This window comes from Pseudomonas sp. D3, from assembly GCF_029320995.1.
Lineage (GTDB): Bacteria > Pseudomonadota > Gammaproteobacteria > Pseudomonadales > Pseudomonadaceae > Aquipseudomonas > Aquipseudomonas paraveronii.
This window is the reverse complement of the sequence record NZ_CP119772.1, coordinates 3,158,206-3,180,989: the sequence shown is the minus strand read 5'-3', so window position 1 is coordinate 3,180,989 and position 22,784 is coordinate 3,158,206. Positions and strand designations below refer to the sequence as shown.

Here is a 22,784-nt window from a genome sequence, read left to right as displayed (position 1 = left end):
ATACTCAATGAGGAGGTTTTGGGGCAACGTTGTACTTCCAACTACCGCTGGGGGCGCTCAATCACGACCGTCTCTCCATCGGTATCCAAGCAGGCCGAAGGGGGCAACCCTTTTGGCTAAACTATGCGAAAAAATCGGTTCGAGTGCAGCAAAAGGCAACGGTGATTTTGATTCAGGTAAGCCTTTGACTACATCGGCTAACGCGCCACCGATGGCGGTTGCCAGTGCAAGCCCCCGACCGTTGCATCCAAGCCACGCATAGACCCCATCAGCCAGCTTATGCACATGGGGGACGGCATCGGCAGTGATTGCCAGGTTACCGTGCCAGATGTGCTCGAAAGGCTTGGGCCCCAACTCGCAAAGTGCTGGGAACATGTCCTTCAGCCGCGTCCCTATACGTCGCTGCAAGCGCTCTTCAAAATTATTATGCAGAACTAACGCCCCTCCCGTTATCAACCGCCCTACGCTATCGAATCGACAGAAATGCAAGTCGCCATGCGTGTCGGACATTGCATGGTTAAACGGTAGAATTCCTGCACGAAGTCCTTCGGGTATTGGCGCGGTTGCCATCTGATATGAGCGAATTGGGATGAATGTGCGATCCAAGCCCGGCCAAAGTGAATTGGAAAATGTGCTGCTGTAGGCGTGGGTAGCGATGATGACTTTTTTGGCAATGACCACGCCATCCCTGGTTTCAACCCGCCAGTTTGGGCCTGCGGGCAAGATGCCCAGTGCCGGACTTTGTGTATAGATGCGTGCACCGAATTTCATGGCCGCAGCCGCAAGGCCTCGCACTAGTCCCAACGGGTTAACGTGCCCCCCTGTGGGGTTTTGCCAGCCACCGTGCCAGTAATTAGACCCGGTGATGGCTGTAACTTGATCACGGTCGAGCAATTCTACCGGAGCGCCACGCAGCCTCCATTGTTTGCAGCGAGCGCTTACCAATGACATCCGACTGGGTCTATGTGCAGGCTGTACCCAGCCATTCTGAACGGCCTCACATTCGATTCCATACTTTCGGATCAGGTCGAATACCGTGCTCGCGGAGTCACGGATCAGCCCGATAAATGCCTCGCCTTTTTGAGCTCCGAATACCTTTAAAAGCAGGTCTGGATCTGCACGGGACAAACAGGGGATCACCTGGCCATTATTACGGCCTGAGGCGCCCCAGCCAAGTTCAGCAGCCTCCAAAACTACGACATCGACACCTGTTTCAGCTAATTGCAAAGCAGCAGACAAACCGGTGAAGCCAGCACCTATCACGACTACGTCGGCTCTAAGATGAGCGTGGGACAACTGCATGGTCTGTGAAGCTGACTTGGCGCTCTCCGTCCATAGTGAAGGCGGCAACGGAGCGTCCGGGGGTATAGGTTCTAGCTGACTCATGCCGCATGTCCTCCTAAGTAAGCTGCGCGAACTCGCGCATCGTTGGCCATCTGCTCAGCAGGCCCTGAGAGTGAAACCGTGCCTGAGTCAAGGATGTAAGCGTAATCAGCCACGCGCAGTGCAGCACGAGCATTCTGCTCCACCAGCAGTACTGCCGTTCCGCCGGCGCGAATGGTTTGAGTAAGGTCGAAAATCTGACGTATCACCTTGGGTGCCAGACCCAGGGAGGGCTCGTCCATCAAAAGCAGACGGGGACGGCTCATCAGCGCTCTGGCCACGCAAAGCATTTGCTGCTCGCCGCCAGACATCGTTCCGGCTTTTTGTAGCAGGCGCTCCTTCAGGCGAGGAAAAAGCACCAACATTTGCTCAAGCGACTCGTTGAACTCTCGATAGGGACGCTTGCCCGCACCCAGGCGCAAGTTCTCCAGCACACTCATTCCGAAAAAAATCTGACGCCCCTCTGGCGCTTGGGCAAGACCTTTGGTGACGATCTGGTGCGACGACTTGTTGGTGATGTCCTGCCCATCGAAAACAATGCGACCTGAGGCGACGGGATAGATACCGGAGATCGCTCGCATCAGCGTGGTTTTGCCTACACCATTGCTGCCTAACACGCTGACGATGCTGCATGGCGCAACTTCCAGTGACACATTCTGCAAAATGGTTTGCGGTCCAATGCGCACTGTCAGGTTCTCGATACTCAGGATAGGTTGAACGTGGGGATTCAAAGTTCATCCTCCTCTGTTCCCAGATAGGCTTCCAGAACCGCTGGATGGGCTGCTATATGTGCGGGTGGTCCATCCGCAATTTTGCGGCCCGACGCCATGACCATTATTCGATCACACAGCGACATGACGAACCCCATGTCATGCTCCACCAACATCACCGACAGCCCCTGGTCGGACAGGCTTCGGATAAAAAACGCCAGTTCCGCTGTTTCTGTGTCGTTAAGTCCTGCTGCCGGCTCATCCAGAATCAACAGCTTTGGCTGTAAGGCCAACGCGCGGGCGATTTCCAGGTATTTGCGCCGTCCGTAAGAAAGGTTCGCCGCTAACATTCCTGCTTGGTCACACAGCCCGGTCCGCTCCAGTGCTTGCCAGGTCAACTTGCTAATGCGATTGGACAATGTTCGCCGCCCGAAAAGGCTGCTCCACGGCGAATGCCCGACCACGCCCAGAGCGCCGATTGAAACGTTGTCGAAAACGCTCATGTTCGGCAGCACCCGAAGATTTTGAAACGTGCGCGCTACGCCCATTCGCGCAAGATTGTCGGGGGCCAGGCCGGTGACACGCTCACCGCAAAAATGCACCGTGCCCGAAGACACTCCGGTTATCCCGGTAATGAGGTTAAAGAGCGTCGTTTTTCCTGCCCCGTTGGGGCCTATCAGCCCCACCCGCTCACCGAAGCCTACGTGCCCGGTAAAGCCTTCGACGGCGGTCAGGCCGCCGAAGCGACGGGTGACGTCTTCCATAAGCAGCAGTTGAGCAGGTGCACTGTGGGCCTTCACCGATGTCGTCATGTTCATTTCACCGCCAGCCCAGTTGTTGTGAGGGTTTCCACGCCGCATTCAGGTGCTTACGCGCCAGTGCCATGGCACTGACTTCGCCACAGATGCCACGGGGCAAGAACAGGATGCAGAGAAACATCACCAGCCCTACGCCAATCATTCGATAGTCACCGAACGGCCTTAGAACTTCTGGCAGCCCAACGAGCAGCAACGCACCTATCAGGGCGCCTGGAATACTCCCCAACCCTCCGACAACAACCATTGCCAAGATCAGTATCGACTCAGAAAAGCGGAAGTCGCCTGGGGAAATATATTGCGTTGTGTGCGCCCACAGCGCGCCGGCGACCCCGGCAAAAAAGCAGCTGAACGCAAAGGCCTCGGTCTTGATGCGCACCACTTTCAGCCCCATTGCCTGGGCGCACTGATCGTCCTCACGCAGTGAGCGCAAGGCGTTGCCGTAATAGGAGTGCGTCAATCGGTGCACGGTAAAAACTGTCGCGATCAGCAGACCCGCACCAGCAAAATAGTTAGCCAGATTGCCGCTTTTGAACACGCCCGCCAGGGCAATTCCTGGAATCCCCGAGATGCCCATCGGGCCGTGCGTAAAATCGACCCAGTTGAGCAGCGTTACATGGATTATCTCGCCGACGGCCAGGGTGGCGACGGCAAAGTAAATACCGACCAGGCGCATAATTGGCAGGGCCAGCAAGATGCCCACCCCTGCCGCGGCCAGGCCCGCTGCCGGGATGGTCAGGTAGAACGGCCAATGCCAGGCAGTGGCCGTCATTGCGGCGGTATAGGCGCCTATGCCGTAAAACCCGGCATGGCCCAATGAGAGCAAGCCGGTGGTACCTGTGATGAGGTTGGCGCTCACCGCCAGAATCGCGAAGACCATCATGGTTCCTGCGACGCCGAACCAGTAGCTTGCGTTGAGCCAGTACAGGAAGGCCGGCACGACGACTAGCATCAGGATCAGCATCGCGGCGACTGTTTTTTTCGATGTCATTGCAGCCTCCTTAAACGCGCTCGCGGGCAGCGCCAAAAATACCGGTGGGGAAGAAAATCAGCGTCAGCAGCAGAAAGGCGTAGGCCACCAGGTCACCCCAGCCTTGGGCCAGATAACTGGTGGTAAACGTTTCAGCGATACCCAATATCAGTGCGCATATCACCGCCCCTGGAATCGAGTGCAACCCGCCCATGACCATCGCCACGAATGCCTTGATACCCGGCGCGAAACCCATCGCCGGAAATACCGCACCCTGGTACAGGCCAACGACGATGCCGGCACTGGCCCCCAGCATTGAGCCAACGGCGAACGTCGCCATGATCACGTTTTCGGTGTGGATGCCGACATACATGGCGCCTGCCGGGTTGCTGGCCACTGCACGGATTGAGCGCCCAATGTGGGTTTTGAACAGCAATAGTTGCAATCCGACCAACATTGCCATTGATAAGCCGAAAATCAGGAACTGACCGCTGGCAAACGAGAAACTGCCGATTTGAACCGGGCTGATTAGCAGGTAGTCCTGCGGCACCACCTGCATGTTGGCGCCGAATATTTTTTCGACGCCCTCACGAATCACAATCGACAGTGCCAGCGAGGACAGCAGCGTGGCCTCGCGAATAGCTTTAGATTTCATCGACGCCTCGTCGCGAAACCGTCTGAATGGGCGGAACGCCAATCGGTCGAGCGCCAATCCCATCACCGCACCGAAAGCCAGTACGAAAATAATCACGACAAACAGCGGCGGTGCGAATGTGGTAATCAGCAGTAACCCAACGAAAGCGCCCAGCATGTAAATTTCGCCGTGGGCAAAGTTGACGACGTTGAGTACTCCGAATATCAACGTGAACCCGATCGCCATCAGGGCATAGACCAATCCGATCGAAATGCCGTTGATCAACTGTTGTATAAGGAAATCGGTTTCCATCATTGGATGACCTTGTAAGCGCCATCGCTAACGATCATGCGATTCAACTGCTTGGTCACTTCGCGAGTGACCGGGTCGAACGTGGTTGCGCCAGTCACCCCTGGGTAGTCATGCGTCGCTGCCAGTGCATCACGAACCTTGGCCCGAGTCGGCTCGGGGCCTGCTGCAACAATCGCGTCGAGCATGATGTTAGTTGCATCGTAAGCCTGCGCGGCAAACATGCTTGGCTCGCTGCCATACCGCTGGCGGTAGCCCTCTACGTAGGCCCTGACGCTAGCGTCTGCACTTTGCGCGACGAAGGTGCTAGGCATCATCAAGCCGTTGGCCGCAGGCCCCGCCAGTTGCAGAAGCTTGGGCTCATACAGTGGCGAACCACCGTAGACGACGGTTTGCACGTTCATCTGTGTGCGTTGTTGCAGGAAGCTGGCGGCCTCTTCATAAAACATGAACAGCACGATTGCATCAGGCTTAGAGCGAGCCACCTTGGTCAGTATTGAGCGAAAGTCTCGGTTGCCCGGGTTAAAGAACTCGGTATCCACCACCTCATTTCCAAGCGTGGCAGCCTCCTCACTGAAGTTCTTCACTGAGCTTTGACCCCAGTCGTTTTGAATACCAATAACGGCGTAACGCTTAAGGTTGTTCTGCGCCATCCATTTGGCTATGAACGGCGACTCGACCGCCATTGTGGTGATGTTACGAAACTGCCAGTCGCTGATCTTGAGGAAGTCGGGGTGGGAGGCCGATTGGGACAGCTGCGGTACATGTTGTTCGGCGTAAATCTGCCCTGCTGCCATGGATACGGTTGAGTTGAAGTCGCCAATCACGCCTAAAATATGGGCGTCGTCGGAGAATTTTCTCGCGATGTTCACGCCTTCTTTTGCGTCGCTTTTGCTGTCTTCGTACTTGATCACCACCTTCGTGCCAGGCAGCTTTCCAGACGCGTTGAATTGCTCAAGCGCCATATCGGCCGAGTTCTTGAAAAGCGTGCCGTATTGCGAGTTATCGCCGGTCAATGGCAGTTGGTAGCCGACTGCGATTTCGTTTTGTGCGCTGGCAAGACTTGCAAAGGCACACAGCCCTATTGCCAGAAATTCATTGACGGTTCTACGGAGCATGAGCAGATCCTTTTCGCTGGAAGGACAACGTTTAGATCGTATGCACGTCTGCTCGGGTCGATTTACTGACCGGAAATCATCTGTGAAATGATCTGATGGCTCTCGTAACATGTTACGAGTCTGTTTTGATGCACAGCAATAGCTGTGCCACACACAGAAATTCAGCCCATATCGGGCTAAGAGGGGCTCTGCTGCGCGGCTGGCGGATCAGCAATCCTGAACAATCGCCGACACGAAGTTGCACCATTGCAATGCAATGGGAGGCGAGGGGGCGACGTTAAGGTGCGCCGCTGCTTGGAGAGGTACGGGCTTTACACGATGCGGCGATCAAGCTCGAGACACTGCCGGTCTGTCAGCTTGCAGTGTCTCGAGCAATCAAGGCGGGGGGAGCTCAGGTGCTCAATGAAAGTGGCCCAGCCGGGCCACTGGTGATGTTTACATCCAGCAGGCTGGACGAAGACATCAGGGCGTCGAGCACCATTGCCCTGGATGAGATCAATTCCATGCGCGCCACTGTTTCTGCGCCTTTTGAGTCTCCAGCCGTCAGCGCTGCAATAAGCGATTCATGCTCGTGTCGCATTTCGTTGGTGCGGTCGCGCAGCGCCAGGCCTAGGTGAAACAACCGCTCCATTTCACTCAGAACGTTGGCTAGCATCTCCACTAGGCGCTCATTGCCTGAGGCTTGCGCCACCACCAGGTGAAACTCGGTATTGGCTTGAAGGAAGCGGTCTTCGCTGTCTCGATCGCCTGGCTCGTAACTCCTTGAGCACGCTTGGTCGAGACGCCGCAGGCCCTCTTCATCGACCTTGCCTGCCGCCATGCGAACCGTGGCTAACTCAATGATTTCGCGTATCTGATACAGCTCGTTGATGTCGCGCAAAGTGATGGGTTTGACCTGATACCCCTGGCGATGCATCGGGCGAACCAGCCCTTTGGCCGCCAGGCGCTCCAGCGCAGCGCGAGTAGCCGCTCGCTTAAGCCCAAAGCGGGTTTCTATTTCGGCTTCGGATACATGCACACCGGGCATCAGTTCGCAGCGCACGATAGCTCTGTGCACTGCATCGAACGCCGCATCGCTTTGCCTGACGCGTACACGACCCGCAACAACAGGGGGGGCTTCCACTTCGATTTTTTTGGGCATTTGAGGACCTTTTTTGCGTGCGCGGCATTTTAGCAGTTTACAGGGAGTATTCGTAACATGTTACGATCCGGCCAAATCCATGTGCCGCTTTGCATTCAAGGATCACTCATGCGCGAAGTCTCCCTCGCTTTGACATCAAGTTGTTTCTCGCCCGATTACGCTACGGCCCGAGCTAAATTTCAAATGGCTGCGGCCCAGGCAGGCGCCGTACTGCATGTTTACCTCAACGACGATGTAGCGGCACCCAACGGCGGTAGCCTGACCACCGACGTTGCCATAATCGGGCCGCCAGAGAGCACGCGGGCATTGATCATAGTGAGCGGTACTCACGGCCCGGAGTGCTTCATCGGTTCCGCTGCGCAAATCGCTTTTATGCAAGCCCTCGGTGCTCACGCGCAGGCACTTGACGTTCAGGTGGTACTGATCCATGCGATCAATCCGTGGGGGGCTGCTCATATGAGCCGGTGCACCGAAGGCCTCGTCGACCTCAATCGAAACTTCGTCGATTGGACGCAGCCTGTTCCCCAGAACCTTGAATATGAGTATCTGCACCCCTGGATTGGCCCGCATGAACTTGGCGTGAGCGCTGCCAAGGAGGCCCAGCGCACTATCAATGCATGGATCGATGACAAGGGCATGCCTGCCTTTACCGATGCCAGTATGCGCGGGCAATACGCGCATCCAGAGGGCTTGAGCTATGGTGGCAAGGGGCCTGAATGGTCCCATCTGACGCTTCAGTCAATTATTGAACAGCACCTTTGTGGTGCTGAAAAAGTCGCTTTAATTGATTGGCATACGGGGCTTGGGGAGTCAGGAGAACCGTTTTTCCTTTGTTTCAATGACCGCAATAGCGAGGCATGGAACCGGGCATGCGAATGGTGGGGTCAAGCCAATATCGAAAACCCCGCCGGTTTTGATGGGGCGGCACGCCCGCAATATACCGGCTTGCTGTTTCAAGGGGTTTCCCGATTCGTAGCACCGGCTCAATTGACTGGCGCGGTGATCGAGTTTGGCACCGTACCGCTGGACAAGCTTCAACAGGCATTGCAGGCCGACAGGCGTCTACACGGCGGTTCGGTCTCCGATCCTATTGAGCGTCAAGCTTTGCTTACGCAAGTAACTCAGGCGTTTTCACCTGATGCTGTGAGCTGGCAGCAAAGCGCCCTAAGTCATGCTGTTGCCATTCAACAGCAGGCCCTGAATGGGCTAATCGCGTGGCGGGACTGAACAGCGTCGCCTCTGCACTTACCTTTCCACGTCCCTGCTGCTGAGATTAAACAAATGCATCATCCAGATACCCTCGTAGTCACTACCGGTCGCGATTCCGAGCGTTTCGGTGGACTCGTAAATACTCCGGTTTTCCGTGGCTCGACCATACTCGTGCCCAGCTTTGATGCTTGGGAAGAGTGCAAGCGCGACGGTAATCCTTATGCACATTACGGTCGGTTTGGTACCGAAACAACACGTGCCTTTGAGTCAGCTATTGCCGAACTGGAAGGGGGCTATGCCAGTCTTGTATTTCCATCAGGACTTTCGGCCTGTACGCATGCGGTGATGGCTTTCGTGGCCGCGGGTGATCACATTTTAATAACTGACAATGTGTACGGGCCAACCCGCATGTTTGCGGACAGGGTGCTGACTCGCATGGGCGTCGAGGTGGAATATTTTAACCCCATTGAAGTGGAGGATCTAACGTCAAAACTTCGAACAAACACAAGTGTGGTGTTTGTTGAATCCCCAGGATCGTTGACCTTTGAAATCTCGGATATACGTGCTGTGTCTAATGCCGCCCACAGCGTCGGCGCAAAAGTATTGTTGGACAACACGTGGGCGACCCCCCTTTATTTCAAGCCATTCGATCACGGGGTAGACATTTCAATTCAAGCGGCCACTAAATACATCGTCGGTCATTCAGATGCCTTGCTGGGTACCGCCACTGCCAATGAAGGCGCGTGGGAGCAGTTGCAGGCCAGCGCCCATGATTTTGGCGAAACTGCGGGGCCTGATGATATTTTTCTAGGTCTGCGTGGTATTCGTAGCCTAAGTGTACGATTGCAACGTCATTGGGAAAATGGTTTAGCCCTGGCTCAATGTTTGCAGACGCATCCAGCGGTAGCCCAAGTGCATCATCCTGCACTGGTTAACGATCCGAGCCATGATCTCTGGAAGCGCGACTTCAGAGGCGCGAGCGGTCTATTTTCTTTGCAATTGAAAAGCACGGACATAGAACGCGTTAGGTGTTTCTTCAACAGCCTAAAACACTTTGGAATTGGTTTGTCTTGGGGGGGCTATGAAAGTCTGGTTTTACCGATTGGCAAACCTCCCCGAACTGTAAAAAGTTGGGAGAGATCAGGTTATCTTGTTCGAGTACATGCCGGTTTAGAAAATTTAAACGATCTGCAATCTGACGTGATTCAAGCGCTTGACCAGGTCGTTGCAAAAATCTCTGTCACTGTGGCGTAAGTGACTTTCCGAGAAAGTATTAACTGTTGAAGACCATTCAATCTGTTCAGTCGACAGTGAGTTTCAAGGTAACTTCCGATTCATGAAGTGAACCATTTTGAATCGCTCTGGGTTTCGTAGACACCTCTATGCCTCTAGTGGACTGCCACCGGCATTGTAGACATCTCCAGCCACCTGCCCCTGAAGCTAATACACACACGCAAGCCGTCCCGGATGTCGTGATTGCGCAAACGCCGTTGATTAACGGCGCGGCTTGGAAAGTCCGTGCGGAGCCGAGAGTGCATTTATTTTGTGAGTCCAGTAGGCTTTTCTCATCTTTTCTGTGAGTCCCTCGCCGGGCATTCACAGAAAAAAATGATTTTCTCCCAGCGTTTGCTGGACCTCCTGAATCATCTATTTTGTGAACCTACACATGCACACCCCTTCACTGCAAGACACCACCGCCCCCGAAGGTATCTGCTACGGCTGCGGCGGCAGCAACCCCCACGGCCTGCATATCGAGAGCCGTTGGGATGCCGACGGCGTTCACGTGGTCGCCGAGCACCAACCGGAAGCGAAATACAGCGGCTGGCCGGACCTGGTCTACGGTGGCCTGATCGCCATGCTGGTGGACTGCCACTCGAACTGGACCGCCATGGCCTACCACTATCGTGCCGAACAACGTGAACCCGGCAGCCTGCCGCGTATCGACTGCGTGACCGGCCATCTCGGCATCAAATTCATCAAGCCCACGCCCCTGGGTGTCACGCTGACCTTGCGTGCCCGGGTCGAGGGCGATGTGGGGCGCAAAAGTCGCGTGGTCTGCGAGGTGTATGCCGGCGATGTACTCACGGCGATCGGCGATTCGGTGTTCGTGCGCGTCGATACCGGGCAACTCGCCGCCGCCGCCCACGGTCGTAATGAGTGATCCTGGTCTACATTGACTGGCACCGCTAATCGAGGACAGCACCGATGACTCGTCTCACCGCCAAAGACTTTGCCCCCGAACTGCTGGAGCTCTACGACGGCTACGCCCACGGCAAGATCAACCGCCGCCAATTTCTCGACCGCGCCGCATTGTTCACCTTTGGCGGGCTGACCGCGTCGGCGCTGCTCGCTGCCCTGAGCCCCAACTACGCCCTGGCCGAGCAAGTGAAATTCACCGACCCGGACATCGTTGCCGACTACATCACCTACCCCTCGCCCAAGGGCAACGGCACAGTGCGCGGCTACTGGGTACGCCCGGCCAAGGCCACCGGCAAAGTGCCGGCGGTGGTCGTGGTGCATGAAAATCGTGGGCTCAACCCCTATATCGAAGACGTCGCCCGGCGCTTGGCCAAGGCCGGCTTCATTGCGCTCGCGCCGGATGGCCTGACATCGCTGGGAGGCTACCCCGGCAACGACGAAAAAGGCGTAGAGCTGCAACAAAAGGTCGACCCGACCAAGCTGATGAACGACTTCTTCGCCGCCATCGAGTGGCTGATGCACCACGACAGCAGCACCGGCAACGTCGGCATTGTCGGCTTCTGCTATGGCGGCGGCGTGGCCAATGCGGCGGCCGTGGCTTACCCGGAACTGGGCGCCGCCGTGTCGTTTTACGGGCGTCAGCCGCAGGACAAGGACGTGCCGCGCATCAAGGTGCCGATCATGCTGCATTACGGCGAACTGGACACGCGGATCAACGAAGGCTGGCCGGCCTATGAAAAGGCCTTGAAGGCGGCAGGCACCCCCTATGAAGCGTTTAGCTACAAGGGCGCCAACCACGGTTTTCATAACGACTCGACGCCGCGCTATGACGAGGCCGCAGCGAACCTGGCGTGGCAACGCACGCTGGGGTGGTTCAACCAATACCTGGCCTGACAGCCCTCTCAATGTCTGCGGGCTCAATGTTCCAACGCGTACCTGCGGCAATGGTTGAGGTAGCCCTGCTCATGCCGACCCACCAGTTGCACCACGCTGGTCCACAGCCATGACGGCGCATCCAACTGCTTGGAACGGTTCTCCTGCAGCACCGCCATCCATTCCTTGCGTGTCGCGCGGTCCATCTGGCGGGCATGGGCGATGCCGACCACCCGGGCCAGGTAGCCGGCGGCGTGCATGGCATCGGTCTCACTCAGTTCGTCGAGCTCCAGCTTCATATCCTGCGGCAGCAGTTCGCGGATGAAAAAACCATGCTCCAGAAAACGCGTCGCCACCATGCGTTCACCCAAGCCAGGGGAGAGCTGGCGGGCGCCCTCCACCACCCGCCGCCCATTGTCCCGTGGCATCTTGGCCCGCGCGGCACGCGGTGCAGCGGCGCCGACCGCCTCCTTGATGTCGATCAGGCAATACGCCTGATCGTCCTGGTCGCCCACGCCGAGCAATGCGGCATAGCGCAATAACCCCAGCGAGCTGCAGCCCTTGACCCAATAGGCGCAGTCCAGCAACTCAACCTTGGCGCCCTTGGGGCGGCCCTTGAGCGAGGTGACCAATTGCTGAATGTCACCAGAGGCACAGACCGTTTCCAGCGCGCTTTTTTCCGCCCGCGACAGCGACCAGAAATGCTTGCCCAAGGGGATCGTCGGCCGCACGTTTTCGATGCGCTCACGGGCCAGGTTCTTCCAGGTTCGCTCCACGGCGCTGCGCATACCGGCCTTGACCTGGGACGGGCGCGGCGGCGCTTCGTCGGGCTTGTCCTTGAAAGCCTGTTCATAGCCCACCATCATTTCTTCGAGCATGCGGGCGGTGGTCACCCCCGGTAAGTCCGAGCCGCGCGCGGCAGTGGCCAACGACAGTGCCAACCGCACCAAGTCATGGGTCGGATTGCCGATCACCGCCTGGTCAAGGTCGCGGATATGCATGTCGATACGGCCCTTGCTGTCGCCGGTAGGCCCCAGGTTGCCCGCGTGGCAATCGCCGCAGATCCAGATCGCCGGGCCGAGTGGCAGGCGCCGACCCGGCTGGCTGTGCAACCACTCGTAAAACTGTACGGTACTGCCGCGCACATAAGCGTGGGCGGAGCGCGCCATCTTCAAGTTTCGCAGTTGGATGAGGTGGGGCATACGGGCGGAGGGACGCGGGGTTTTCATGAAGGCACTCGGTAGGGGCTACGGTAGAGGTTAACTCGCGACAAATGTTTCATTTTATTTCTAAACCTCCGCAGCCGCCTCCGACAGCCACCCCTTGAACGCCAGCATCGCCGAGGTTTCGGCGCGTGACTGCAAGCGCGTCAACCAGTAACTGCCGGTGCTGATGCCTACGTTGAAGGGCTGCCGGATCGCATCACTTTCCAGTTGTCGCGAGAACATCAGCGCAGGGGCCAACGCCACACCGACGCCCTGCAACGCCGCTTCCATCATCGCCAGTGACGAGTCGAACACGATGCTGCGCGGCACCAGGGTGTCGGCAGGCAGCCCGGCGGCCTGGAACCACAGGCTCCATTCATCAGCACGATAGGAACGCAGCACCGTCTGTTTCAACAGGTCGGCCGGCGTATGTAATTGCTCGGCGATTGACGGTACGCAGAGCGCCGTCAGCGGCGCTTCGAGCAATTGGCAGGCGTCGGTGCCATGCCAGGCCCCGGCGCCGAAACGTATCGCGTAGTCCAGGCCTTCGGCGGCGACATCGACGCGGTTGTTGTGGGTCGACAGGCGCAGATCGATAAACGGGTAGCGGCGCTGAAAGTCCGGCAGGCGCGGCAACAGCCAGCCCACCGCAAAGGTGCCGACCGCCCCGACGGTGAGCACTTCGCGGTAATGCCCGCCCTCGAACTGGCCCAGGGTATGGGCAATACGGTCAAAGGATTCGCGCACCACCGGCAACAACGTCTCGCCTTCGCGGGTCAGCATCAGGCCACGCGGCAGGCGCTTGAACAGGCTGATGTTCAGTTGCGCCTCCAGGCTCTTGACCTGATGGCTGACCGCTGCCTGGGTGACGCACAACTCGATGGCGGCCCGAGTAAAACTCAGATGCCGGGCGGAGGCCTCAAATGCGCGTAGCGCGTTGAGGGGCAGATGGGAGCGCAGCATGCTTGACCCTAATTATTCTAATGGCTGGGGCGAGATAACATCGTTTGCCCAGGCCCGGCGAACTGTCTAACGTTGCCACGCCCGCGCAGGCTCTTCATTCAATCGATCACACTCATGGAAGCGATATCATGCCCCAACAATCCGTGTTTGGAGTGCGTCATTTAACGGCGCTGGCGATACTTCTCGGCGCCGGCCAATGCCTGGCCGCCGACCTGAAGGCCGTGGTAGACGCCAGCGTCAAACCGTTGATGCAGCAGCAGGCCATTCCCGGCCTGGCGGTGGCGGTGGTGCAGAACGGCAAGGTGCAATACTTTAACTACGGTACGGCATCGAAGGAAGCCCAGCGACCAGTCAGCGAAAACACCTTGTTTGAAATCGGCTCGGTGAGCAAAACGTTCACCGCGACCCTGGGGGGTTACGCCCAGGCGACCGGCAAGCTCAAGCTGTCGGACAAGGCCAGCCAATACTGGCCCGCGCTGGCCGGCAGCGCCTTTGACCAGATCAGCCTGCTGCAACTGGCGACCTACACCCCCGGCGGCCTGCCGCTGCAGTTTCCGGACGCGGCCGACAGTGCCGACGCCATGCTCGGCTACTTCCAGCACTGGAAACCCACCTACGCCCCAGGCGCGCAACGCCTCTATTCCAACCCGAGCATCGGCCTGTTTGGCTACCTCGCGGCACAAAGCCTGGGCCAGCCCTTCAATGTTGCCCTGGAGAAAACCCTGCTGCCCAAGCTGGGCCTGAGCAACACCTACGTCAGCGTGCCCGCCGAGCAGTCAGGCGAATACGCCCAAGGCTACGACAAACACCACAAGCCCGTTCGCGTAAGCCCCGGCGCACTGGCCAGCGAAGCCTACGGCATCAAGACCAGCACTCACGACCTGGCGCGCTATGTGATCGCCAACATGCACCCGCAAACCCTGGAAAAGCCGCTGCAACAGGCCATCGCCAGCACCCACACCGGCTATTACACCGTGAACGGCATGACCCAAGGCCTGGGCTGGGAGTACTACCCCTACCCCATCGCCCTGCAAGCGCTGATTGACGGCAACTCGACACCGATGGCAATGGAACCTCACCGCCCCCATTGGCTGGCGACACCGCAAGCGCAACCGGCCAACGTGCTGTACAACAAAACCGGCTCAACCGGTGGTTTTGCTGCCTACGTGGCGTATGTACCCAGCAAGGACATGGGCGTGGTGATCCTGGCAAACAAGAACTATCCGAATGCCGAGCGGGTCAAGGTCGCCCATGCGATCTTGAGCGCGCTGGATAACTGAAGCCTGAACCAGGGCGCCGAGGGCGCCCTCCTCTCACCGGCTGCCATCGCCGACCATTCGTGCCCTGATCGCGACCTTGATGCCGCAAAGCGCCTAGACTGCGGAGTCACCTTGCCAGAGGAGACTGCCCATGCAACTCGAAGGTTCCTGCCATTGCGGCGCCGTGACGTTCAGCCTGACCAGCACCCATCCCTACCCTTACCAGCGCTGCTATTGCTCGATTTGCCGCAAGACCCAGGGCGGCGGCGGTTACGCAATCAACCTGGCGGGCGACAGCAACAGCCTGAAAGTGCGCGGGCGCAAGCTGATCTCGATCTACCACGCCCGGCTCAAGCCCGAGGGCGCCAGCCGCGCCCATGCCAGCGGCGCCGAGCGGCATTTCTGCTCACAATGCGGCAGCGCGCTATGGCTGTTCAGCCCGGAGTGGCCGGAGCTGATCCATCCCTTTGCCTCGGCCATCGACACGCCATTGCCGGTGCCGCCGCAACACACGCACCTGATGCTCGGTTCCAAGGCGCCCTGGGTCGAAGTCAGCGTGCGCAAGGGTGACCTGCAGTTCGATGAATACCCGCAGGAGTCAATCGCGCAGTGCCATGAACGGTTGGGGCTTAGCCGCTAACCGTCCGTGACGGCCGACTCGCAGGCGCGATTTTACCGTTGCGCCCAGCGTTGATCGCCCTCGCATTCCAGAGCGTCAAGCGTCATACGCCCACCTCATCCGAAACGACGCCCCGCCCCACTCGGAGTCTTGCACTAGCACCTGCCCGCCATGCCATTGGCAGACCCGCTGCACCAGCGCCAGGCCCAGGCCGAAGCCACCGGTGCGGCGGTCACGGCTGGCGTCGAGGCGTATGAACGGCTGGAAGATCTTCGCGCGGCCCTCCTCGGGTATGCCCGGGCCATCGTCACAGACCCGCACTTCATAACCGCTGCCGAACTTGACCAGCGACACTTCTACCCGGCGGTCGGCGTAACGAATGGCGTTGCGCAGCAGGTTGATCACCGCACGCGCCATGAAGCGCGGTTCGATTTGGATAACGTCGACTTCACAGGTGCGCAAGGACAACTGCACGCCTTCCACCTCGGCCTCCAGGGCGACGCTGCCGATCACGCTGTCGAGCCAGCTCTGGGCCTCGATAGCCTCCCGCGTGACCTGGGTGGCGCCGCGCTCCAGGCTGGCGTAGGTCAACAGCTCAGAGACCATTTCCTCCAACTCGCCGAGGTCGGCGTACATGTCGGCGATCAGTGCACGGCTCTGCCGGGGATCGGCCTGTTGTTTGAGCTGATCAAGCTCGAACGACAAGCGCGCGATAGGCGTGCGCAGTTCATGGGAGACCGCGTTGGTCAGCTCACGCTGGTTGGCAATCAGGCTTTCGATGCGTTCGGCCATCTGATTGAAGTGCCCGGCCAGTTCGCGCACGGTGGAGCGACGCGGCAACAGGATGCGCGAGCAGAGGTCGTTGTCGCCGAAGCGTTGGGCGGCCAGGCGGATGTGTTCAAGGTCGCGCCAGTGCGGGCGTACCCAAAAGTACAGCACAAGAGCCAGGCACAACCCGAGAAAACCGTAGGCCCACAGGTACAGCCACTTGGGTTCCTCCGGCAGTTTTATTTCCAGCAACTGCGGGCCCGTGTCGATGCGGGTGAGGAACTCCTTGAAGTCCCCGCGCACCACCAGCAAGCCGTCGCCCAGAAGTTTTTGTTCGCGCTCGGTCAGTGCCAGGGAGTCCTTTTCCACCAGTTTCAGAGGCAACCCATAGTGGGGTTGCAACTCGGCCAGCCGAGCTTGCCGCGCTTCGCCACGCAACGGCCGCAGTTGCTCGACCAGGCCGTAGGCCGGGCCACGCAGGGCTTCGCGGTTATAGGTCTCGTTGGCTTCGGGCAGCAACTCGTCGAACGTGTAGTTGACCAGCCAGATCGCCCCCGCCAGGCCCAGGGCCAGAATCACATACAGGCGTAGAAACAGGCGCAGCATCTAGACCTCCCACGCAAACGGATTGAACAGATAGCCCTTGCCCCAAATAGTCTTGATGCACACCGGTTCACGGGGGTTATCGTTGAGCTTGCCGCGCAGTTTGCTGATGTACACGTCGACGCTGCGGTTCAGGCCGTCAAAGGCGATGCCGCGCATGCGGTTGAGGATGTCATCGCGGGAGAGGATCTTGCCCGCGCTGCTGGCAAGCAACCACAGCAACTCGAATTCCATGGTGGTGAGGTCGATCTTCTCGCCGCCCAGGCTGACCACCCGGCAACTGCGGTCAATGGCCAGCCGCCCGAACTCGATGGCCCCGCGCACCGTCGGCTCCGGCGCCTGGCGACGTTGCAACGCACGCAGGCGGGCCAGCAGTACCGGCGGTTTGATCGGTTTGATCACGTAGTCATCGGCGCCGGACTCCAGGCCGAGAATATGGTCCAGGTCATCTTCCTTGGCGGTGAGGATCACGATCGGCGTGTCGGACACCGTGCGAATCTCGCGACACACATGCAGGCCGCTCTGACCGGGCAGCATCAGGTCGAGCACGACAATCTTTGGCTTGAAATCGAGGAAGACCGCCAAAGCTGCATCGCCGCGATGCACCACCCGCACCTCAAAACCGTGCTGGGCCAGAAAGTGCGCGACCAGCCCTGCCAGCTTCTCATCATCCTCAACGAGCAGGACCTTGCCCAGACCCAGGTTTTCCATAAGCTCTCAGTGTGCGACGCAGATTGAAGTGCGCGCAGTATAGGAGGCAAGCTGTCCGGCAGCAGCGCTTGGTCGGCCACGCGCGATGAAACTTCATGCTTTTAAGAGTTTTTAACAAATAGCCTGCAATTTTTAACCCCATTACAGGCAGTGATATGCGCAAGGATGACCTGGATCAGCCGTCGCCTCAGGCCGGCACGCCACTGTGAAAGCGGAACTCGACGTCCGGTGACTCGATCAGCGCCTGCTCGGCCGCCCTCACCCGCTCGATCACCTGGGCAACGTCCTTGGCATCGCCGTACTGGTACGCCAGCTTCAAGTAACCCTGGTAGTGCCGCGCCTCGCTTTTCAGCAGGCCGAAGTAGAACTTGCCGAGTTCTTCGTCCAAATGCGGCACCAGGGCCTCGAAACGCTCGCAACTGCGCGCCTCGATAAAGGCCCCAACCACCAGGGTGTCCACCAGTTTGACCGGTTCATGGGTGCGCACCACCTTGCGCAACCCCGAGGCATAACGCCCGGCGTGCAACTGGCGCAACTCGACCTTGCGCTTCTTCATCAGGCGCATGACCTGTTCGTGGTGGACCAGTTCTTCGCGTGCCAGGCGCGACATCATATTGATCAAGTCAACATGGCTGTGATACTTAGCGATCAGGCTCAAGGCGGTGCTGGCGGCCTTGAATTCACAGTTCTTGTGGTCGATCAACAGGGTTTCCTGATCGGCCAGTGCGGCCTGGACCCAGGCGGCAGGGGTGGGACAGCCGAGGAATTCGTGGATTTCGGGCAGGTTCATCGGGCTCACGGGCAAAGGATCACAATAGGCCGCCGATTATACCGACCGCGCCGCAGACCACCAGCCACTGGCCTTGATGTGTATCAACATGACGTCTGGCGGGCAGCAACTATAGTTGTTCAACGCCCCCTTTCTGGAGAGTCCCGACCATGCAAGCCATCCGCAGCATCCTGGTGGTCATTGAGCCCGAGCATTCGGAAAGCCTGGCCCTCAAGCGCGCCAAGCTGATCGCCGGGGCCACCGGCGCGCATCTGCACCTACTGGTGTGCGACAAAAAGCATGAGCATTCGGCGCTGTTGAGTCTGCTCAAGTCCGGCCTGACGGAAGACGGCTACAACGTCACGACCGAACAGGCGTGGAATAGCAGCCTGCATGAAACCATCATCGACGTGCAGCAAGCCGAAGGCTGTGGCCTGGTGATCAAGCAGCACTACGCCGACAGCCCACTGAAAAAGGCGCTGCTGACCCCAGCGGACTGGAAGCTGTTGCGCTACTGCCCTGCGCCGGTCCTGCTGGTCAAGACGGCAACCCCATGGAGCGGCGGCGTCATTCTTGCCGCCATCGATGTGGGCAATACCGACGCCGAACACCGCGCGCTCCACCACATGATCGTCGACTATGGCTTCGACATTGCCAGCCTGGCCAAGGCATCGCTGCACGTGATCAGCGCTCATCCATCGCCTATGCTCTCGGCCGGCGACCCGGTGTTTCAACTCAAGGAAACCATCGAGGCGCGCTATCGCGATCAGTGCAAGGCATTCCAAGCCAAATTTGATATAGATGATGCCAACCTGCATATCGAAGAAGGCCCGGCGGATGTGCTGATTCCCCATACCGCCTACACATTGAAAGCGGCAGTGACGATCATCGGCACCGTGGCGCGCACCGGGCTGACCGGGGCGCTGATCGGCAATACGGCGGAAGTGGTGCTGGATGCACTGGAAAGCGATGTGCTGGTGCTCAAGCCACAGACACTGACGGATCAGCTGGAAAAGCTGGCCAACCAGGCCTGATCGTCAGGCACCCAACACATCCTTGAGAAACCCCGGCGCGATATAGCGCTGGTAATGCGCCTCGGACAGGATAAAAAACTCACGGTCGATGGCGTCGCGCAGCGCAGGCAGGCTCCACTCGCGAAACTCCGGCAGCAGCACCATGCCATAGGCCTCCAGGTTGGAAATCACCCGCGCCCCGCGGGCGATCAACTGGTATGCCCAGCAGTACTCTGACTGATGCGGCACAAAGCGAATCTTGCGTTGTTCCAGTTGGCCGCGCAGGGTCTTGGGGTCGAAAACCTCCAGCTTGCCGGCCATGACCTGCACCAGCAGTTGCTCAAGCCGTAGCCAGACCGCGCGTTTTTCCTCTTCGTTATAGCCATTCCACTGGATCACTTCATGGTGGAAGCGCTTGCATCCGCGACACACGAGGTCACCGTAAACCGTGGAGCACAGGCCTACGCAGGGGGTCTTGATGGTGTGGTTGGACATGGGTGGCAACACGCAAATCAGCGAAACAGTGCGCCATGTTAGCCCTTTGTCTAAGGTTCATCACCCCGCAAACTTGGCTTGGCAACTTACCTTTAGAAATTATTTGCCGTAGAATCAACCGGCCTTATAAGGCGCCAATAATCCGCTGGAAGCTGTTTTCAAAGCGTCACGAGCACAGTCGATCCTTCAGAACGGTATTGGCGATGGTCAATGACCCCGCAGGTCAAGCCAGCGCCAACCCTCATCAGCTCCGTTCTGCAGGCGTAAAACTTTGAAAGCAGCTTCTGTGAGGAATGTCGGCAGCGCAGGCTTTGCGGCCCAAAAGGCCCCCGAGCGCATGCGTGCCGTTCATTTCTGGATGAGCGTCCCGTGGGACCACTGATGAGGGTAATAACTGTGCTTGAAGCGTATCGCAAACATATCGAAGAGCGTGCAGCCCTGGGTATTGTTCCCCAGCCGCTTAATGCCGAACAAACCGCAGGCCTGGTTGAGCTGCTGAAAAATCCTCCGGCTGGCGAAGAAAAATTTCTCGTTGACCTGATCACCAACCGCATTCCACCAGGTGTTGACGAAGCAGCCTACGTCAAAGCCGGTTTCCTGTCTGCCCTGGCCAAGGGCGAAGCCACTTCTCCCCTGATCGACAAGAAACGCGCTGTTGAACTGCTTGGCACCATGCAAGGCGGCTACAACATCGTGACCCTGGTCGAGCTGCTCGACAGCGCCGAACTGGCGCCAGTTGCCGCCGCTCAGCTCAAGCACACCCTGCTGATGTTCGATGCGTTCCACGACGTGGCTGAAAAAGCCAAGGCCGGCAACGCACACGCCAAAGCCGTGGTCCAGTCCTGGGCCGACGGCGAGTGGTTCAAGAACCGCCCGACCCTGGCCGACAAGATCAGCCTGCGCGTGTTCAAGGTCACCGGCGAAACCAACACCGACGACCTGTCGCCTGCGCCGGACGCCTGGTCCCGCCCTGATATCCCGCTGCACGCCCTGGCGATGCTGAAAATGGCTCGCGAAGGCATCGTGCCGGACGAGCAAGGCAAAACCGGTCCGATGAAGCAGATCGAAGAAATGCGCGGCCAAGGCTTCCCGATCGCCTACGTCGGTGACGTGGTCGGTACCGGTTCGTCGCGTAAGTCGGCGACCAACTCCGTGCTGTGGTTCTTCGGTGATGACGTTCCTTACGTGCCGAACAAGCGTGCCGGTGGCTTCTGCTTCGGCAGCAAGATCGCTCCGATCTTCTACAACACCATGGAAGATGCGGGCGCACTGCCGATCGAGTTCGACGTCACCAACATGAACATGGGCGACGTGATCGACCTGTACCCGCATGCTGGCAAAGTCTGCAAGCACGGTACCGATGAAGTCCTGACCACCTTCGAAATGAAGACTCCGGTGCTGTTGGACGAAGTCCGTGCCGGCGGCCGTATCCCGCTGATCATCGGCCGTGGCCTGACCGAAAAAGCGCGTACCGAACTCGGTCTGCCACCGTCCGACCTGTTCAAGAAGCCAGAAGCTCCGGCCGAAAGCACCAAGGGTTTCACCCTGGCGCAGAAGATGGTCGGCAAGGCTTGCGGTGTGGTTGGCGTTCGTCCAGGCACCTATTGCGAGCCGAAGATGACCACCGTGGGTTCCCAGGACACCACCGGTCCTATGACCCGTGACGAACTGAAAGACCTGGCGTGCCTGGGCTTCTCGACCGATCTGGTGATGCAGTCGTTCTGCCACACCGCGGCTTACCCTAAGCCGATCGACGTGACCACCCACCACACCCTGCCTGACTTCATCATGACCCGTGGCGGCGTGTCGCTGCGTCCAGGCGATGGCATCATCCACAGCTGGCTGAACCGCATGCTGCTGCCGGACACCGTCGGCACCGGTGGTGACTCCCACACCCGTTTCCCGATGGGCATCTCGTTCCCGGCCGGTTCCGGCCTGGTAGCGTTCGCCGCAGCCACTGGCGTCATGCCACTGGACATGCCGGAATCGATCCTGGTGCGCTTCAAAGGCAAAATGCAACCTGGCATCACCCTGCGTGACCTGGTTCATGCCATTCCTTACTACGCGATCCAGGCTGGCCTGCTGACCGTAGAGAAGAAAGGCAAGAAGAACGCCTTCTCCGGCCGCATCCTGGAAATCGAAGGCCTGGACAACCTGAGCATCGAACAAGCCTTCGAGCTGTCCGACGCCTCGGCTGAACGTTCGGCTGCCGGTTGCACCATCAAGCTGTCGAAAGATTCGATCACCGAGTACCTGAACTCCAACATCACCCTGCTGCGCTGGATGATCGGCGAAGGCTACGGCGATGCACGCACCCTGGAACGTCGCGCCCAAGCGATGGAAGCCTGGGTTGCCAACCCGGAGCTGATGGTGGCCGATGCCGACGCGGAATACGCCGAAATCATCGAGATCGACCTGGCCGACATCAAGGAGCCTGTGCTCTGCGCGCCAAACGATCCGGACGACGCCCGTCTGCTGTCCAGCGTTGCTGGCGAGAAGATCGACGAAGTGTTCATCGGTTCGTGCATGACCAACATCGGTCACTTCCGCGCTGCCGGTAAACTGCTGGATCAGGTCAAGGGTCAGCTGCCAACCCGTCTGTGGCTGTCGCCGCCGACCAAGATGGACGCTCACCAACTGACCGAAGAAGGCTACTACGGCATCTACGGCAAGGCTGGCGCGCGCATGGAAATGCCGGGCTGCTCGCTGTGCATGGGTAACCAGGCACGTGTAGAACCGAATGCGACCGTCGTGTCGACCTCGACCCGTAACTTCCCGAACCGTCTGGGCGACGGCGCCAACGTCTACCTGGCTTCGGCCGAGTTGGCGTCGGTGGCTTCGATCCTGGGTCGCCTGCCGACCGTCGAGGAGTACATGGAATACGCCGCGAAGATCAACACCATGGCCAGCGATGTGTATCGCTACCTGAGTTTCGATCAGATCGCCGAGTTCCGTGAAAGCGCTGCAAACGCCAACATCCCGGTGCTTCAAGCCTAAGGGTGTGTTGATGTAAAGGAC

21 protein-coding genes are annotated in these 22,784 nt (G+C 58.8%); 8 read left to right on the top strand and 13 right to left on the bottom strand.

The window, feature by feature from the left end; translation table 11 throughout:
* Positions 1–57 precede the first annotated feature (57 nt).
* The 7 genes from P3S72_RS14545 to P3S72_RS14515 all read right to left on the bottom strand — a co-directional run bounded on the left by P3S72_RS14545 (position 58) and on the right by P3S72_RS14515 (position 7,080).
* Positions 58–1,386 carry an FAD-binding oxidoreductase gene (locus P3S72_RS14545; protein WP_346429955.1) on the bottom strand — a complete coding sequence of 443 codons (1,329 nt, stop codon included), beginning with the start codon at positions 1,384–1,386 and terminating at the stop codon, positions 58–60.
* Positions 1,383–2,114, bottom strand: coding sequence for an ABC transporter ATP-binding protein (locus P3S72_RS14540; protein WP_276192781.1), 732 nt, complete (start codon positions 2,112–2,114; stop codon positions 1,383–1,385). Before P3S72_RS14540 ends, P3S72_RS14545 begins: the two co-directional genes overlap by 4 nt.
* The gene (locus P3S72_RS14535) at positions 2,111–2,911 is read right to left on the bottom strand and encodes an ABC transporter ATP-binding protein (protein WP_276192780.1); all 801 of its coding nucleotides are present in this window, start codon (positions 2,909–2,911) and stop codon (positions 2,111–2,113) included. Before P3S72_RS14535 ends, P3S72_RS14540 begins: the two co-directional genes overlap by 4 nt.
* 1 nt (position 2,912) lies before the next feature.
* Positions 2,913–3,899, bottom strand: coding sequence for a branched-chain amino acid ABC transporter permease (locus P3S72_RS14530; protein ID WP_276192779.1), 987 nt, complete (start codon positions 3,897–3,899; stop codon positions 2,913–2,915).
* A 10-nt stretch (positions 3,900–3,909) separates the two neighbouring features.
* The gene (locus tag P3S72_RS14525; protein ID WP_276197878.1) at positions 3,910–4,827 is read right to left on the bottom strand and encodes a branched-chain amino acid ABC transporter permease; all 918 of its coding nucleotides are present in this window, start codon (positions 4,825–4,827) and stop codon (positions 3,910–3,912) included.
* Complete coding sequence (locus tag P3S72_RS14520; protein WP_276197877.1) at positions 4,824–5,939, bottom strand: ABC transporter substrate-binding protein; 1,116 nt, start codon at positions 5,937–5,939, stop codon at positions 4,824–4,826. The genes P3S72_RS14525 and P3S72_RS14520 overlap by 4 nt, the downstream gene beginning before the upstream one ends.
* Before the next feature lie 391 nt (positions 5,940–6,330).
* Positions 6,331–7,080 (bottom strand): GntR family transcriptional regulator, encoded by a 750-nt coding sequence (locus tag P3S72_RS14515; RefSeq protein ID WP_276197876.1) that lies wholly within the window; start codon positions 7,078–7,080, stop codon positions 6,331–6,333.
* Positions 7,081–7,188: 108 nt separating this feature from the next.
* Here P3S72_RS14515 and P3S72_RS14510 point away from each other — a divergent pair, with 108 nt between their 5' ends.
* From P3S72_RS14510 to yghX, 4 genes are all read left to right on the top strand, one after another.
* Positions 7,189–8,307 carry a DUF2817 domain-containing protein gene (locus tag P3S72_RS14510; protein ID WP_276197875.1) on the top strand — a complete coding sequence of 373 codons (1,119 nt, stop codon included), beginning with the start codon at positions 7,189–7,191 and terminating at the stop codon, positions 8,305–8,307.
* A gap of 54 nt (positions 8,308–8,361) precedes the next feature.
* On the top strand, positions 8,362–9,543 hold the full coding sequence (gene metC / locus P3S72_RS14505; RefSeq protein WP_276197874.1) for a cystathionine beta-lyase: 1,182 nt from the start codon (positions 8,362–8,364) through the stop codon (positions 9,541–9,543).
* Between the two features lie 412 nt (positions 9,544–9,955).
* Positions 9,956–10,450, top strand: a complete 495-nt coding sequence (locus tag P3S72_RS14500; protein ID WP_276197873.1) for a hotdog domain-containing protein — start codon at positions 9,956–9,958, stop codon at positions 10,448–10,450.
* 44 nt (positions 10,451–10,494) lie between these two features.
* Complete coding sequence (gene yghX / locus P3S72_RS14495) at positions 10,495–11,382, top strand: YghX family hydrolase (protein WP_276197872.1); 888 nt, start codon at positions 10,495–10,497, stop codon at positions 11,380–11,382.
* A gap of 23 nt (positions 11,383–11,405) precedes the next feature.
* Here the strand turns inward: yghX and P3S72_RS14490 are convergent, their stop codons facing one another.
* Together P3S72_RS14490 and P3S72_RS14485 are read right to left on the bottom strand one after the other, a co-directional pair.
* Complete coding sequence (locus tag P3S72_RS14490) at positions 11,406–12,590, bottom strand: DUF2252 family protein (RefSeq protein ID WP_276197871.1); 1,185 nt, start codon at positions 12,588–12,590, stop codon at positions 11,406–11,408.
* A 60-nt stretch (positions 12,591–12,650) separates the two neighbouring features.
* Positions 12,651–13,529 carry a LysR family transcriptional regulator gene (locus P3S72_RS14485; protein WP_276197870.1) on the bottom strand — a complete coding sequence of 293 codons (879 nt, stop codon included), beginning with the start codon at positions 13,527–13,529 and terminating at the stop codon, positions 12,651–12,653.
* A gap of 128 nt (positions 13,530–13,657) precedes the next feature.
* Here P3S72_RS14485 and ampC point away from each other — a divergent pair, with 128 nt between their 5' ends.
* Both ampC and P3S72_RS14475 read left to right on the top strand, forming a co-directional pair.
* The gene (gene ampC / locus P3S72_RS14480) at positions 13,658–14,809 is read left to right on the top strand and encodes a class C beta-lactamase (RefSeq protein WP_276197869.1); all 1,152 of its coding nucleotides are present in this window, start codon (positions 13,658–13,660) and stop codon (positions 14,807–14,809) included.
* 130 nt (positions 14,810–14,939) lie between these two features.
* Positions 14,940–15,428: a GFA family protein gene (locus P3S72_RS14475; protein WP_276197868.1), complete on the top strand. Its 489-nt coding sequence runs from the start codon at positions 14,940–14,942 to the stop codon at positions 15,426–15,428.
* Between the two features lie 75 nt (positions 15,429–15,503).
* Here the strand turns inward: P3S72_RS14475 and P3S72_RS14470 are convergent, their stop codons facing one another.
* The 3 genes from P3S72_RS14470 to miaE form a co-directional block, all read right to left on the bottom strand.
* Positions 15,504–16,781, bottom strand: a complete 1,278-nt coding sequence (locus P3S72_RS14470) for an ATP-binding protein (RefSeq protein WP_276197867.1) — start codon at positions 16,779–16,781, stop codon at positions 15,504–15,506.
* Positions 16,782–17,489 (bottom strand): winged helix-turn-helix domain-containing protein, encoded by a 708-nt coding sequence (locus tag P3S72_RS14465; RefSeq protein ID WP_276197866.1) that lies wholly within the window; start codon positions 17,487–17,489, stop codon positions 16,782–16,784.
* A 187-nt stretch (positions 17,490–17,676) separates the two neighbouring features.
* Positions 17,677–18,279 carry a tRNA isopentenyl-2-thiomethyl-A-37 hydroxylase MiaE gene (gene miaE, locus P3S72_RS14460; protein ID WP_276197865.1) on the bottom strand — a complete coding sequence of 201 codons (603 nt, stop codon included), beginning with the start codon at positions 18,277–18,279 and terminating at the stop codon, positions 17,677–17,679.
* Between the two features lie 149 nt (positions 18,280–18,428).
* On the opposite strand from miaE, the gene P3S72_RS14455 reads away from it, so the two are divergent.
* Positions 18,429–19,292, top strand: coding sequence for a universal stress protein (locus tag P3S72_RS14455; protein ID WP_276197864.1), 864 nt, complete (start codon positions 18,429–18,431; stop codon positions 19,290–19,292).
* Positions 19,293–19,295: 3 nt separating this feature from the next.
* On the opposite strand, the gene P3S72_RS14450 is transcribed toward P3S72_RS14455, so the two are convergent.
* On the bottom strand, positions 19,296–19,766 hold the full coding sequence (locus P3S72_RS14450; protein ID WP_276197863.1) for a DUF1289 domain-containing protein: 471 nt from the start codon (positions 19,764–19,766) through the stop codon (positions 19,296–19,298).
* Positions 19,767–20,162: 396 nt separating this feature from the next.
* Between P3S72_RS14450 and acnB the strand changes: the two genes are divergently transcribed.
* On the top strand, positions 20,163–22,763 hold the full coding sequence (gene acnB, locus P3S72_RS14445; protein WP_247401616.1) for a bifunctional aconitate hydratase 2/2-methylisocitrate dehydratase: 2,601 nt from the start codon (positions 20,163–20,165) through the stop codon (positions 22,761–22,763).
* Positions 22,764–22,784 lie beyond the last annotated feature (21 nt).